This is a genomic window from uncultured Streptococcus sp. (assembly GCF_963456385.1).
Classification (GTDB): domain Bacteria; phylum Bacillota; class Bacilli; order Lactobacillales; family Streptococcaceae; genus Streptococcus.
The window spans coordinates 56,937-71,382 of sequence record NZ_CAUOLF010000001.1; the positions used below are offsets into that span (position 1 = coordinate 56,937).

The 14,446-nt window shown below is 45.0% G+C and carries 15 protein-coding genes and 2 pseudogenes; 15 read left to right on the top strand and 2 right to left on the bottom strand.

Annotation, left to right across the window (positions count from 1 at the left end; genetic code table 11):
• Positions 1-33 precede the first annotated feature (33 nt).
• From RP262_RS00295 to RP262_RS00305, 3 genes are read left to right on the top strand one after another with little or no spacing between them, the layout of a single operon-like run.
• Entirely contained in the window at positions 34-1,167 is a 1,134-nt protein-coding gene (locus RP262_RS00295) for an N-acetyldiaminopimelate deacetylase (protein ID WP_311153915.1), read from the top strand.
• Between the two features lie 20 nt (positions 1,168-1,187).
• Entirely contained in the window at positions 1,188-1,724 is a 537-nt protein-coding gene (locus tag RP262_RS00300; protein ID WP_311153916.1) for a 5-formyltetrahydrofolate cyclo-ligase, read from the top strand.
• Positions 1,708-2,391, top strand: coding sequence for a rhomboid family intramembrane serine protease (locus RP262_RS00305; protein ID WP_311153917.1), 684 nt, complete (start codon positions 1,708-1,710; stop codon positions 2,389-2,391). Before RP262_RS00300 ends, RP262_RS00305 begins: the two co-directional genes overlap by 17 nt.
• A 100-nt stretch (positions 2,392-2,491) precedes the next feature.
• Here the strand turns inward: RP262_RS00305 and galU are convergent, their stop codons facing one another.
• Together galU and RP262_RS00315 are read right to left on the bottom strand one after the other, a co-directional pair.
• Positions 2,492-3,409 (bottom strand): UTP--glucose-1-phosphate uridylyltransferase GalU, encoded by a 918-nt coding sequence (gene galU, locus RP262_RS00310; protein WP_293826247.1) that lies wholly within the window; start codon positions 3,407-3,409, stop codon positions 2,492-2,494.
• Between the two features lie 16 nt (positions 3,410-3,425).
• Positions 3,426-4,448 carry an NAD(P)H-dependent glycerol-3-phosphate dehydrogenase gene (locus tag RP262_RS00315; protein WP_311153918.1) on the bottom strand — a complete coding sequence of 341 codons (1,023 nt, stop codon included), beginning with the start codon at positions 4,446-4,448 and terminating at the stop codon, positions 3,426-3,428.
• A gap of 160 nt (positions 4,449-4,608) precedes the next feature.
• Between RP262_RS00315 and RP262_RS00320 the strand changes: the two genes are divergently transcribed.
• The 12 genes and pseudogenes from RP262_RS00320 to RP262_RS00365 all read left to right on the top strand — a co-directional run bounded on the left by RP262_RS00320 (position 4,609) and on the right by RP262_RS00365 (position 14,421).
• A complete protein-coding gene (locus RP262_RS00320) occupies positions 4,609-6,315 on the top strand; it encodes an ABC transporter ATP-binding protein (protein ID WP_311153919.1) in 1,707 nt (568 codons plus the stop codon).
• A gap of 1 nt (position 6,316) precedes the next feature.
• Positions 6,317-6,455, top strand: a pseudogene (locus RP262_RS11185) (ABC transporter ATP-binding protein); the annotation flags it as partial.
• Positions 6,431-7,159: pseudogene (locus RP262_RS11190) on the top strand (ABC transporter ATP-binding protein); the annotation flags it as partial. The pseudogenes RP262_RS11185 and RP262_RS11190, both read left to right, overlap by 25 nt.
• 138 nt (positions 7,160-7,297) lie before the next feature.
• Entirely contained in the window at positions 7,298-8,086 is a 789-nt protein-coding gene (locus RP262_RS11195; protein WP_399553051.1) for an ABC transporter ATP-binding protein, read from the top strand.
• 181 nt (positions 8,087-8,267) lie between these two features.
• The gene (locus RP262_RS00330) at positions 8,268-8,957 is read left to right on the top strand and encodes a gamma-glutamyl-gamma-aminobutyrate hydrolase family protein (RefSeq protein ID WP_311153920.1); all 690 of its coding nucleotides are present in this window, start codon (positions 8,268-8,270) and stop codon (positions 8,955-8,957) included.
• 266 nt (positions 8,958-9,223) lie between these two features.
• Positions 9,224-9,673: an 8-oxo-dGTP diphosphatase gene (locus RP262_RS00335; protein ID WP_311153921.1), complete on the top strand. Its 450-nt coding sequence runs from the start codon at positions 9,224-9,226 to the stop codon at positions 9,671-9,673.
• 85 nt (positions 9,674-9,758) lie between these two features.
• Positions 9,759-10,202, top strand: coding sequence for a dUTP diphosphatase (locus RP262_RS00340; RefSeq protein ID WP_311153922.1), 444 nt, complete (start codon positions 9,759-9,761; stop codon positions 10,200-10,202).
• A gap of 1 nt (position 10,203) precedes the next feature.
• On the top strand, positions 10,204-10,719 hold the full coding sequence (locus RP262_RS00345) for a histidine phosphatase family protein (RefSeq protein ID WP_311153923.1): 516 nt from the start codon (positions 10,204-10,206) through the stop codon (positions 10,717-10,719).
• A 52-nt stretch (positions 10,720-10,771) separates the two neighbouring features.
• Positions 10,772-11,404 carry a methyltransferase domain-containing protein gene (locus RP262_RS00350; protein ID WP_311153924.1) on the top strand — a complete coding sequence of 211 codons (633 nt, stop codon included), beginning with the start codon at positions 10,772-10,774 and terminating at the stop codon, positions 11,402-11,404.
• A gap of 5 nt (positions 11,405-11,409) precedes the next feature.
• Positions 11,410-12,777, top strand: a complete 1,368-nt coding sequence (gene radA / locus RP262_RS00355) for a DNA repair protein RadA (protein ID WP_311153983.1) — start codon at positions 11,410-11,412, stop codon at positions 12,775-12,777.
• A gap of 117 nt (positions 12,778-12,894) precedes the next feature.
• Positions 12,895-13,611: a TIGR00266 family protein gene (locus tag RP262_RS00360; protein ID WP_311153925.1), complete on the top strand. Its 717-nt coding sequence runs from the start codon at positions 12,895-12,897 to the stop codon at positions 13,609-13,611.
• Positions 13,612-13,725: 114 nt separating this feature from the next.
• Positions 13,726-14,421, top strand: coding sequence for a TIGR00266 family protein (locus RP262_RS00365; RefSeq protein ID WP_002920350.1), 696 nt, complete (start codon positions 13,726-13,728; stop codon positions 14,419-14,421).
• Positions 14,422-14,446 lie beyond the last annotated feature (25 nt).

Consider the following 14,446-nt stretch of genomic DNA (forward strand, 5'->3'; position numbering starts at 1 on the left):
ACAAGTCTGACAAGATTTTAAAGGAAAGAAACAATGCTTGATTATCTGAAAATTCGCCGTGATTTACACCAGATACCAGAAATCGGTCTGGAAGAATACAAGACCCATGCTTACTTGATGCAGGTCATTGATGGACTGACAGCAGGCCTAGCCTTTGTGGAAATTCGAACTTGGCGGACTGGTATTTTGGTCTTTATCAAGGGAAGTTCACCGGATAAGACGATTGGCTGGCGGACAGATATTGATGGCCTTCCGATTGTGGAGGAGACGGGTCTGGACTTTGCCAGTACCCATGAAGGCCGGATGCATGCCTGCGGACACGATATGCACATGACGGTTGCCCTAGGCCTGCTGGAGCAAGCTGTGAGCGCTCAGCCTATACACAATCTGCTCTTTCTCTTTCAGCCTGCTGAGGAAAATGAAGCTGGCGGTATGCTCATGTACGAAGACGGTGCTTTTGGCGACTGGCTGCCGGATGAGTTTTACGGACTTCATGTGCGGCCGGATCTCAAAGTTGGTGATATTGCGACTAACAGAGAAACTCTCTTTGCTGGTACCTGTGAGGTCAAGCTGACCTTTAAGGGGAAGGGAGGCCATGCGGCTTTTCCTCATGAAGCAAATGATGCCTTGGTGGCAGCTAGCTACTTTATCACCCAGGTGCAGACCATTGTCAGCCGCAATGTCGATCCTATCGAAGGGGCAGTTGTGACCTTTGGTTCACTCCATGCTGGTACGACCAATAATGTCATTGCAGAAACGGCCTTTTTGCATGGCACCATTCGGACTCTGACTCAGGAGATGAACCTCTTGACCCAGAAGCGCTTACGGGAAATAGCAGAGGGCATAGCCCAAAGTTTCGGTCTGGAATTGGACTTGGAGCTTAAACAAGGTGGCTACCTACCTGTAGAAAACCATCCTGATCTGGCAGACGAATTGATGGACTTCTTCCAGAAGGAAGAAGGAGTGCAGATGATTGATATTGCGCCGGCTATGACAGGCGAGGATTTCGGCTATCTGCTCAGCAAGGTTAAGGGCGTCATGTTCTGGCTGGGAGTGGACAGTCCCTATGCCCTCCATCATCCCAAGATGACACCGGACGAGGCAGCACTGCCCTTTGCTATTGAAAAGATTGGGAAATTCCTAGATTATAAAATCAACGAAAGATAAGAAAAAGGTGGACGAGCTGCATGAAAAAAGAGCTGAGACAAACTGTACTGAACCAGATGAAGAAACTGTCAGGAAAAGAAAAAGAGCAGGCAGATAACTGGCTGACCCAGCACTTGCTCAGTTCGGCAGCTTATCAAAAAGCTCAGGTTATTGCTACCTATCTTTCTATGCCGCATGAAGTCTCAACTGCAGCCTTTATCAAGCAGGCTCAGTTAGATGGTAAGCGGGTTTTAGTGCCCAAAACCTATGGCCAGGGTCAGATGATATTTGTGGATTATGATGAAAGTTGCCTGCAAAAAAGCTCTTTTGGACTTATGGAGCCGATAAGTGAAGAGGCTGTGGACAAGACAGAAATTGATCTGATTCATGTGCCGGGTGTGGTCTTCAATTCTCAAGGGTTTCGGATTGGTTACGGCGGTGGTTACTATGATCGCTATCTGGCTGATTTTGCTGGGGCGTCTATCAGCAGCATCTATAGTTTTCAACAGTTTGATTTTGAACCCGATTATCACGATATAGCAGTAAAGGAAGTGTTGACTTATGAACTACATCTATGATAAAAAATATCCTGTGACCAGTATTTTGCTAATTTTGACAACACTTGTCTTTGTGGGGATGCTTATTTTACGTGGCTTTTCTTATGCTGAAGCACAAACGGTCTTTGAATTTGGAGCAGTGTTTTCTCCGACCATTATCATGTATCCTACTCAGATATGGCGTCTCTTTTCTGCTATCTTTGTGCATATTGGCTTGGAGCACTTTGTGGTAAATGCTGTTACTCTTTATTTTATTGGACGGCAGGCAGAAGATATTTTTGGCTCGCGAAATTTCTTTCTGCTCTATATGATGTCAGGTCTGATGGGAAATATCTTTGTCTTCTTTTTCAGTCCGGATACTCTGTCAGCAGGAGCCTCTACAGCCTTGTTTGGACTTTTTGCCTCTATCGTGACCCTGCACTATGTCGTCCGAGACAGCTACATTCAGCAGCTGGGGCAGTCTTATATGACCTTGATTGTGGTCAATATCATCTTTAGTTTCATGCCTGGTATCAGCCTGGCGGGGCATTTGGGCGGTTTGATTGGCGGCATACTCTGCGTGGTTATTCTTCCTGTCAAAGGCTCAAGCAATGCCTTTAAACCTGCTCAGCGCTGGCTAGTCTTATTTGGCTATCTAGCCTTGGCTGCCCTTCTTATTTTTCTAGGCTTTCATCATTCCTTGATTTAACAAATCTTTAGAAAATAACTGACGAAATATCAAAAAAAGAGGTAGAAAACCTCTTTTTTATAGCTGAAATTTTATTTTCAACGTTAGTTGTTTGAAGCCATTATTTTTTCTCTTGTTTTTTCTCTTGTTTTTTCTCTAATGTATGGCCTAAGTCAATGATATACTGCTTCAAGGAGTCTTTGACCTGCGGATGCTTGAGGGCATAGTCGATAGAAGTTTTCATAAAGCCGAACTTGTCACCGACATCATAGCGATCTCCCTTGAATTCGCGAGCGAAGACGCGCTGCGTCTTGTTGAGAGTATCAATTGCATCGGTCAGCTGAATCTCATTTCCAGCACCTGGTGTTTGTTTTTCCAAAATTTCAAAAATTTCCGGTGTCAGCAGGTAGCGGCCGATAATAGCCAAATCACTCGGTGCATCTTCAGGTTTTGGCTTTTCGACAAAAGTTTCCACGCTGTAGAGACCTTTGACACCTTCGCCTTGAGGGGCAATCACACCATAAGAGGAAACTTCATCATGAGGGACCTGCATGACAGCGATGGTAGAAGCATGGGTAGCTTCATAGTCATCAATCAATTGCTTGGTCAGCGGCACAGCCTTATCATTGGTGATGTCCATAAGATCATCGCCCAGCATGACAACGAAAGGCTCGTTTCCTACGAAAGCCTTAGCTTGAAGGACAGCATCTCCCAGTCCGCGCGGATGGCTCTGACGGATGAAATGCAGACCGATACCAGTGGTTTCATCGACCAATTTGAGCAAGTCGTCTTTACCCTTTTCTTTGAGGTTGTATTCCAATTCAAAGTTTGAGTCAAAGTGGTCTTCGATTGAGCGTTTTGACTTACCTGTGACAACTAGAATATCTTCAATTCCAGATTTGAGAGCTTCCTCAACGATAAACTGGATGGTTGGCTTGTCAACGATTGGCAACATTTCTTTGGCCAGTGCTTTGGTAGCTGGCAGGAAGCGGGTTCCTAAACCAGCTGCAGGGATGACGGCTTTCTTAACTTTTGACATAATTATTTCCTTTCTATTAGAACGAAGTCCATTCGTTCTCTGCCTTGAATTCATTGTTCATGATTTCATAAATGGCATCTTTGATATTACAATTTTGATAAATAACCTTGTAAATAGCCTGAGTAATCGGCATATAAACATCCAGCTCTTGGGCCAGTTCATAGGCAGCCTTGGTGGTGGAAATTCCTTCGATAACCATGCCCATATTGGCTTCGATATCAGCTAATTTCTCGCCACGTCCTAGAGCATTGCCGGCCCGCCAGTTGCGGGAGTAGACAGAGGTCCCTGTGACAATCAGGTCACCGACACCAGATAGGCCGCTATAAGTCAGAGGATTGGCTCCTAACTTGACACCTAGACGTGTGATTTCGGCCAGGCCGCGTGTGATAATTGCGGCCTTGGCATTGTCACCATAGCCTAATCCGTGGAGAGCACCAGCTCCGACTGCGATGATGTTTTTCAGAGCTCCTGCAGTCTCGACTCCGATGACATCGGTATTGGTGTATAGGCGGAAGTAGTGATTGCTGAAGAGCTCCTGCACATACTTAGCTGTTTCTAGGCCCTTAGAAGCAGCAGTAATTAGGGTAATATCGCGTACAATGGTTTCCTCAGCATGGCTGGGACCTGAGACGACGACAATCTCGCTGCGTAGCTCTGCAGGGATTTCTTCTTCTAGGATAGTTGAAATCCGTTCGTGTGTATTGGGCTCCAGTCCCTTGGAGGCGTGCATGATTTTCACCTTGTGGTCTAGGGCTTGAGCCACTTGTTTGGCTACCAGACGGGTTACCTTGGTCGGCACGACAAAAAGCACAGCATCCGCATCCTTTAAAGCTTCTTCCAAATTATGATAGGCCTTGATTTTTTCATCCAGTACAATATCTTTGAAATAGCGTTTATTGGTGTGTTCGTCGTTGATTTCGTTGATTTGCTCAGCGATATTTCCCCAAATACGAACCTCGTGTCCGTTGTCATTTAACACTTGTGATAAGGCCGTTCCCCAAGAACCAGGACCAATCACAGCAACTCGTTGTTTATCCATATCTTCTCCTTATGATGAAATTCCGAGTCTGAATTTAAATCAGTTTTAGAGTTCTATATCTCATTTTACCATATAATATAAGAAATTTCTTGCTTGACATTGTTTTTATCTGTGATATAGTAAGGAAACTAAGTCAAATATGAAAAAAGTAGGAGGAAGCATGTTTTTTAAAAGTCTATTACGGTATAAATGGTATGCCCTGAGTTCGTTTTTGATGACCTCGCTGATGATTGCCAGCTCTCTTTTACTGCCCTGGTTTTTAAAGCACATCTTAGATGCTCTGCAGGAGCAAAATAGCCAGACCATCTACAGTATGGGCGGTTGGCTGATTGGCATCGGTTTTGTCGGACTGGTGGCAGGAGGGATTAATGTGACCTTGGCGGCTTATATTGCCCAAGCTGTCTCATCAGATCTCCGTGAGGAGACTTTCCGCAAGATTCAGACCTTTTCTTATGCCAATATCGAGGAATTCAACGCTGGAAATCTAGTCGTGCGGATGACGAATGACATCAATCAGATTCTAAATGTGACCATGATGCTCTTTCAAATTCTTCTTCGTTTGCCCATTCTTTTTATCGGATCAGTCATCTTGGCCATTGTGACCATGCCCTCTCTCTGGTGGATTATCTTCTTGCTGATTGTGCTCATAGCTGGTCTAACGGCTGTCATGATGGGGATGATGGGTCCTCGTTTTAAGAAATTCCAGACTCTTTTGGATAAGATTAATGCCATTGCCAAGGAAAATCTTCGTGGTGTGCGAGTGGTCAAGTCCTTCGTTCGGGAGGAAGACCAGTTTCATAAGTTCAGTCAGGTGTCTGATGAACTTTTATCAGAGAATCTCTATATTGGCTATGCATTTTCAATCATTGAGCCAATGATGATGTTGGTCGGCTACAGCTCTGTTTACTTGGCTATCTGGACTTTATCTGGCATGATTCAGGCGGAGCCAGGACTGGTTAGCTCTATAGCTTCTTTTATCGGTTATCTTAGCCAGATTATTTTCACCATCATTATGGTTGGCTTCTTGGGAAATGGCGTGACGAGGGGGATCATTTCTATCCGTCGGATCAAGGAAGTATTGGCAACGGAGCCAGCTATGACTTTCCCAGACTCACCTGATGAAGAACTAGAAGGCAGCCTCAGCTTTGAGCATGTGACTTTTTCCTATCCCAACGATGACGAGCCAATACTAAAGGATATCAGCTTTGAGGTTGAGCCTGGGCAAATGATTGGTGTTGTCGGTGCGACTGGTGCTGGTAAGTCTACCTTGGCTCAGCTGATTCCCCGTCTTTTTGATCCGCAGGAAGGTTCTGTCAAGATTGGCGGTCGGGATCTGCGAGAGCTTAGTCAGGGAACTCTTCGAAGAAATGTTTCCATCGTGCTCCAGCGAGCGATTCTATTTAGCGGGACCATTGCAGACAATCTCCGTCAGGGCAAGCTCAACGCTTCACTGCCTGAGATGGAGCGGGCGGCTCGCATTGCCCAAGCCAGTGAATTTATCAGCCGTATGGAAGAGAGTTTTGACAGTGCAGTGGAGGAGCGTGGCAGCAACTTCTCTGGCGGTCAGAAGCAGCGGATGTCCATTGCCAGAGGTGTTGTCAACAATCCGAATATTTTGATTTTAGATGATTCGACCTCAGCCTTGGATGCCAAGTCAGAAAAGCTGGTTCAAGAAGCCTTGAACAAAGATCTGCAAGGAACGACGACAATTATCATTGCTCAAAAGATTAGCTCCGTTGTTCATGCAGATAAGATTCTGGTCTTGGATCAAGGACGGCTGATTGGTCAAGGGACGCATGTGGAATTGGTCGCTACTAACGATGTTTATCGCGAAATTTACGAAACTCAGAAAGGAAAGGAGGACTAAGATGCGGACGATTGCATTTTTCTGGCAATATTTTAAGCGTTACAAATTATCCTTTGTCATTGTCCTTTTGATGATGGTAACAGCGACTGTTTTTCAGGTCCTTTTTCCGGTTTATGTCGGTCAGGCTGTTCAGCATTTGGTTGAGTTGGGACGGGCTTTTGCGGAGAAGGGTGAGACTGATCAGATTCTGTCAACTTTTGGCAGCGTCATGGGCAGTGTATTGGTGTCCTTTGTCTGCCTGTCTGTTTCCAGCTTGATTTACATGCTTTTGATGACCCGAGTTATTGCCCATTCGACCAATGAGATGCGCAAGGGCCTGTTTGGCAAGCTATCCAAGATGACAGTTGCTTTCTTTGACCGCCATCAGGACGGCGACATTTTATCGCGCTTTACCAGTGACTTGGACAATATCCTGCAAGCTCTAAATGAGAGTATGATCCAGGTTATGAGCAATGCCTTGCTCTATCTGGGCCTCGTGATTATCATGTTTGTTCAAAATGCTAGATTAGCCTGGATAACGGTAGCCAGCACACCGGTTGCTTTTCTTCTCCTAGTGGTTATTGTTAAGCTGGCTCGAAAATACACTAATCTTCAGCAAAAAGAAGTCGGCCGCCTCAATGCTTATATGGACGAGACCATTTCCGGTCAGAAAACCGTTATCGTTCAGGGAATGCAGGAGGAGGTCATTAAAGGTTTTATTGAGCAGAATGACCGAGTACGCTCGGCGACCTTTAAAGGCCGAACCTTTTCAGGTCTTCTCTTCCCTATTATGAACGGGATGAATTTGATTAATACAGCTATTGTTATTTTTGTTGGCTCGGCTGTCTTACTGAATGATTCCAATGTTGAAACGGCAGTTGCAGTTGGCCTGATTACTACTTTTACTCAGTTTTCCCAGCAGTATTATCAGCCTATCATCCAGATTGCAGCCAGCTGGGGCAGTCTGCAGTTGGCCTTTACAGGGGCTGACCGGATTCAGGAGATGTTTGATGCGCCGGAGGAAGTTCGGCCGGAGAATGCCCCTGCTTTCACTGAGCTCACAGACTCCGTTGAGATCAAGCATGTGGACTTCTCTTATGTGGAAGGCAAGCCCATTCTCAAAGACGTATCTATTTTAGCCCCTAAGGGCAAGATGACGGCTGTTGTTGGCCCGACTGGATCAGGTAAGACGACTATTATGAACCTGCTCAATCGCTTTTATGATGTAGATAGTGGCAGCATTGAGTTTGACGGTCGTGACATTCGAGCCTATGAGCTGGACAGCTTACGGAGCCATGTGGGCATTGTCTTGCAGGATTCGGTGCTCTTTAGTGGCACGATTCGGGACAATATCCGCTTCGGTGTGCCGGATGCTAGTCAGGAGATGGTAGAAACGGCTGCGCGTGCGACCCATATTCATGACTATATCGAAAGTCTGCCAGACAAATACGATACCATCGTTGATGATGATCAAAATATCTTCTCAACTGGGCAGAAACAGTTGATTTCCATTGCTAGAACTTTGCTGACGGATCCGCAAGTCTTGATTTTGGACGAAGCGACTTCCAATGTCGATACGGTGACGGAGAGTAAGATTCAGCAAGCCATGGAAGCCGTTGTGGCTGGCCGAACTAGCTTTGTCATTGCTCACCGCCTCAAGACGATTCTCAATGCTGACCAGATTATCGTTCTCAAAGATGGAGAGGTTATCGAACAGGGCAATCATCACCAGCTCCTCAAACTCGGTGGCTTCTACTCGGAACTCTATCACAACCAGTTTGTCTTTGAGTAGAAAGCTGAGACATTTTTCCAAACTTTCGTTTGTGCTTATAGTACATTCGAGAGTTTTTTATTTGAGAGACATGCAGAGTCTTTGATAAAAAATTTTTATAACTAGCTTAAAAAAAATCTATTGGACGACTGAGAAAAGGAGTGGTAAGATATACTATATCAAAATAAGGGGGAATCACGGTATGTGCAGAACGATTGTTGGAATTTCAGCCAATCTTTGTCCAGTAGATGAAGCTGGAAAAAATATTCACACCTCTGTTTCACGCAAGTTTGTGGACGGCGTACGAATGGTTGGTGGCCTGCCGATGGTGATTCCCGTTGGGGATAAAAGTTTAGTTCAGGATTATGTAGAAACAATTGACAAGCTGATTTTGTCAGGCGGGCAAAATGTTCATCCGCAGTTTTATGGGGAAGAAAAGACCATTGACAGTGACGACTACAATCTTGTCCGCGATGAGTTTGAGTTGGCACTCTTGAAAGAAGCCCTGCGCCAAAACAAGCCAGTCATGGCCATCTGCCGCGGTCTGCAGTTGGTAAATGTTGCTTTTGGCGGAACTCTCAATCAGCATATCGAAAATCACTGGCAGGGCTTGCCATTTGGGACTTCGCACTCCATTCGTACGGAGAAAGATAGCGTTGTGGAGCGCTTGTTTGGTCAGGCTAGCCAGATTAATTCGGTCCATCGCCAAAGTATCAAGGACTTGGCACCTAATTTCCGCGCGACAGCTTTTGATCCAAGAGACAATACCATCGAAGCGATCGAATCGGTTGACAATCATCGTATCATAGGCCTTCAATGGCATCCGGAGTTTTTAATAAACGAAGAAAAGGGCAATTTGGAGCTGTTTCAGTACCTATTGCAAGAGCTGTAAAAAATTATTTCATTTTTTTAAGTTACTTTTAGGAAAATTTAAGATAAGTGTCCTATACTAAGATCATAAACAAAGACCTCCTAACTTTGTTTAGAAATCCTAAAACTTTTCTTTTTCATAATAATCTCCCTATAAGAACCGCCCAATTGGCGGTTTTTTTTGTTGAAAAGGCTGAGAAATCTAGATTTTCATCAATTTGATGTCTTTTATGTTATAATGAGTCACAAGTAGGCCGAGCGAATCGGTCGGTAGATGGAGGAGCAGAGATGTCAAGAGCGGAGCGAGTTATTTTAACAAATATGTGTATGGTTTATGATGAGGACCGCATTTTAGTACAAAATAAAGTAAATGATGATTGGACCGGCCTTTGCTTTCCAGGCGGCCATGTTGAAAATCATGAATCCTTTGTCAAATCAGTAATACGGGAAATCAAGGAGGAAACAGGTCTGACCATCTATGAGCCTAGGTTATGCGGTGTCAAGCAGTTTTATACCGAAAAGGATGAACGTTACGTCGTTTTTCTTTACAAAACCAATCGTTTTGAAGGAGAGCTGGTCTCGTCCGACGAAGGAGAAGTGTTCTGGATTAAACGCGAGGATCTTGATTACCACTCGCTGGCCTTGAGCTTTAAAGAAATGTATCAAGTTTTCACATCAGATTTGACGGAGCAGTTTACCTATCTGGATAATGGAGAGATCATCAGAAATCTATACTAGGGAGAACCGCCCAATTGGCGGTTTTTTTGCTTGTTTTTTACGAATTTAGTATAATAGGGACAGCAAAAATAGAAAAGAGAAATGCATGAAAATTCGCGGATTCGAGCTGGTTTCCAGCTTTACAAATGAAGATTTGCTACCCAAGAGAGAGACGGCTCACGCAGCTGGCTACGACTTGAAAGTGGCAGAGCGCACCGTCATAGCACCAGAAGATATTAAGCTAGTTCCGACTGGTGTCAAGGCCTATATGCAGCCGGGCGAGGTGCTCTATCTTTATGACCGCTCGTCCAATCCTCGTAAAAAAGGCTTGGTCTTGATTAACTCAGTTGGGGTCATTGACGGCGATTACTATGGTAATCCTGGAAACGAAGGGCATATCTTTGCTCAGATGAAAAACATCACTGATCAGGAAGTAATCCTCGAAGTTGGCGAACGTGTAGTTCAGGCTGTCTTTGCACCATTTCTGATTGCAGATGGAGATGAAGCAGAAGGCGTGCGGACTGGCGGATTTGGGTCGACAGGACATTAGTATGAAAATCATTTTTATCCGCCACGGAGAGCCAAATTATTCACTTTTGGAAGAGGCTGGTTACAGTGGCTTTGGACTAGATTTGGCTCCCTTGTCGGCTTCTGGTCGCCAGATGGCGACAGAGGCCGCTGCTAATCCTTTGCTAGAACAGGCGGAAATTCTGATCTCCTCTTCTGTGACGCGGGCTTTGGAGACGGCCTCCTATTTGATTCGAAACCGCCAACTGCCGCTTTTTGTGGAGCCTTTGCTACATGAATGGCAGGTATATGAGAGTGGGATAGAAAAGTTTGAGCAGGCTCGGGAGATGTTTTTTGAAAATAATGGTTGTCTTCCTGCAAGAAGTCCTGTCCAGTATGAAACGGCTGAGCAGATGAAAGCCCGCTTTTTCTGTGCCTTAAGCAAATACAGAGACTACGAGACGGTAGCTCTTGTAGCCCATCGCATGCTCATCCGTCAGTTTGTAGCTGATGAGCAGATTGATTTTTGCCAGTTTGTTGAATATGAACTGAAGTTTTAATGTTTCGTCGTAAAAAGAATCTTAACAAAAGGATTTAGAGATAGAAGAAAATATGAAAGAATTTAAGAACAAGGATTATGCAACAGAAATTCGTCAGAAAATTCCAGGCTACGATGTGATGCTAGATGTGATTTTCCGAGGAGTATTGCTTAGATTAGCACCCAGTTTAAAAGTCGATAAGGTGTTAGCTTTAGCAAGCCAGACGGATGAGTTGAATGGTTTGGCATCCTTATTTCCTAAGGCAGGGTTGACGGTTGTGGAGCCAAGTGAGGCGATGCTACAAGAGCTTAAAAGACAGGTTCATCTGCCTCAAGCGGAGTATCTTAATAGTCGATTTGAAGAAGCAATACTGCCCTCTGCTTACCAGATTTGTTCTTGCTTGCTAGTGTTGCAGTTTGTTGAAAATCCCAGCTTTTTTCTTCGAAAAATTTATGACTCTTTAAGTGAAGGTGGCCTTCTGATTCTTAGCTTTTTTTCCAACCAGCAACTAGGCTATTGGAAAACACTTGCTTCTGAATTGGGAGCCAATCAGCAGCAAATTCAGCGTACTTATAAGAATCAAGCTAGTTTGATGAATTCCCTCTCACCTCAAGAAGTTGTAAACCTACTAGAAGAGGCTGGCTTTACTAACATAGAGCAAGTGTGTCAGGTCTTATCTACTTTTGTTTGGATTATTAGAAAATAAGGAGAATCACCATCGCTAAGAAAAAAACGACCTTTGTCTGTCAAAATTGTGAATATCATTCGCCCAAGTATCTAGGCCGCTGTCCTAACTGCGGCTCTTGGTCTTCTTTTGTTGAGGAAGTAGAAGCTGTAGAGGTCAAGCATGCACGTGTTTCCTTGACAGGCGAAAAGACTCGACCCATGAAGCTGGCTGAGGTCACTTCGATTGATGTCAATCGGACCAAGACGGAAATGGATGAGTTCAATCGTGTGCTGGGTGGTGGAGTAGTGCCTGGTAGTCTAGTTCTGATTGGCGGGGATCCCGGTATCGGGAAGTCCACCCTGCTTCTGCAGGTATCCACTCAGCTGTCTCATCAGGGCACTGTCCTTTATGTCAGCGGGGAGGAATCAGCTGAGCAGATTAAGCTGCGGGCGGAACGGCTCGGTGATATGGACAGTGAATTTTATCTCTACGCCGAGACCAATATGCAAAATATCCGTACGGAGATTGAGAAAATCAAGCCAGATTTTCTGATTATCGACTCTATACAGACGGTGATGTCGCCGGAAATTTCCAGTGTTCAAGGCTCTGTTTCTCAGGTTCGAGAGGTGACAGCTGAGCTCATGCAGCTGGCCAAGACCAATAATATCGCGACCTTTATCGTTGGTCACATGACCAAGGAAGGAACCTTAGCTGGTCCTCGGACGCTAGAGCACATGGTGGATACCGTGCTTTATTTTGAGGGCGAACGTCAGCACACTTTCCGTATATTGAGAGCAGTCAAGAACCGTTTTGGCTCAACCAATGAGATTGGCATTTTTGAAATGCAATCTGGTGGGCTAGTTGAGGTTATCAACCCCAGTGAAGTCTTTCTGGAAGAACGGCTGGACGGCGCGACAGGCTCTTCCATCGTTGTGACCATGGAAGGAACGCGGCCGATTTTGGCAGAGGTACAGGCTTTGGTGACACCGACCATGTTCGGCAATGCCAAGCGAACCACGACTGGACTGGACTTTAACCGAGCCAGCCTCATCATGGCGGTTCTAGAAAAGAGGGCAGGACTCCTCCTGCAAAATCAAGATGCCTACCTCAAGTCTGCTGGCGGCGTCAAGCTAGATGAGCCGGCTATTGATTTGGCGGTAGCGGTTGCCATTGCTTCCAGCTACAAGGATTTACCTACCAATCCCCAAGAGTGCTTTATCGGTGAAATTGGCCTGACTGGTGAAATCCGTCGGGTCAACCGCATCGAGCAGCGCATCAACGAAGCAGCAAAGCTGGGCTTCACCAAAGTCTACGCTCCGAAAAACTCTCTGAACGGTCTCAAAGTTCCAGACAATATCCAAGTCATCGGTGTGACGACGATTGGGGAAGTCTTAAAGAAAGTATTTTCCTGATTTAACAGTATTGCGAAAAGTTATTGCGCGTGCTATAATATTGCTAGAAAAAATTAGGATTTGTCTGGAAAGCTCCTATAAGTTGTTTTTCCGGACTTTTTAGGAGGTTCATTAACTATGGTAGATCATCGTATGAATGTTTCTATTACCAATAATGCTCAATTTCCCTTGGCGGAGATTGCCTTAGATGTATCAGAGTCTGTTCGTATTCAGACTGGGAGCATGATATACCACACTCCCAACGTTGTCCTGAATGCCAAAGTGAATGCAGAATCTCAATCAATCTTTGGCAAGGCAATCCAAGCTGTAGGCCGTTCTATGGCTTCTGGCGAAGGAGTGTTCATCACTGAAGCAACTGCCCAATCAAATAACGGTCGTCTAGCCTTAGCACCTAATGTACCTGGTCAGATTGTTGCTCTGGAGTTAGGAGAAAAGCAGTACCGCCTGAATGATGGGGCTTTTCTGGCTATGGATGGCTCTGCCTCTTATACCTTGGAGACGCAGTCGGTAGGTCGAGCTCTCTTTGGTGGTCAAGGAGGCTTTTATGTGATGAGTACCCAAGGTCAGGGGACACTCTTGGTAAATTCCTTTGGCTCGATTCAAAAGGTCGAGCTGCATAATGATAGGATAACGATTGACAATGCCCACGTAGTAGCATGGAGTCGAGAGCTGGAATATGATATTCATTTAGAAAATGGTTTCTGGCAATCCATGGGGACTGGGGAAGGAGTAGTTAATACCTTCTATGGAACTGGGGAAATTTACATCCAAAGTCTCAATATTGAAACCTTTGCAAATGTTCTTCGCCCACACCTGAATATTAATAATTCTTGAAAATTTCTAGGAGAGACTCGGGCTGTCTCTTCTTTTTTTGATGCTTCAGTTTTCCTTTGTCCAAAATATATGAAAATGTTATAATCAAGTCATAATAAGAAGGAGGTATTTCTTATGCGATTTTCTATGGATAGTAATATGCAGTTTCCTTTGGTCGAGTTGTCGCTCAATCAAGGAGAAACCGTCTTTATCCAGCGTGGCAGCATGGTCTACCACACGCCTAATGTGACCCTGAATACCCAGCTAAATGCAAGCGGTTCTGGCTTGGGACGTTTTGTCAAGGCTGTAGGACGGTCAATGGTTTCTGGTGAAAGTACCTTTATTACTCAGGCTGTTGCCCAGTCTGATAATGGCTACCTTGCTTTAGCGCCAGATTCTCCTGGTCAGGTTATTCCTCTTCAGCTAGGCGAAAAACAATACCGGCTCAATGACGGTGCCTTTCTTGCCCTTGATGGTACGGCTTACTATACCATGGAGCGCCAGTCTGTTGGGAAAGCACTATTCGGCGGCCAAGGTGGTCTCTTCGTTATGACGACCCAAGGTCAGGGCACTCTTTTGGCCAATGCCTTTGGATCTATTAAGAAAATTGAGCTTCATAACCAAGAAGTGACAATTGACAATGCCCATGTAGTAGCTTGGAGCCAGTCTTTGAATTATAATATCCATCTAGAAAATGGCTTCTGGCAGTCTATCGGAACAGGTGAAGGAGTGGTCAACACCTTCCAAGGAACTGGTGAAGTCTATGTGCAAAGTCTCAATCTTCAAACCTTTGCAGGCTCACTCAGCAAGTTTATTCCAAGAAGCTCATAAGAAATAAAACTAGGACAGAAAATCA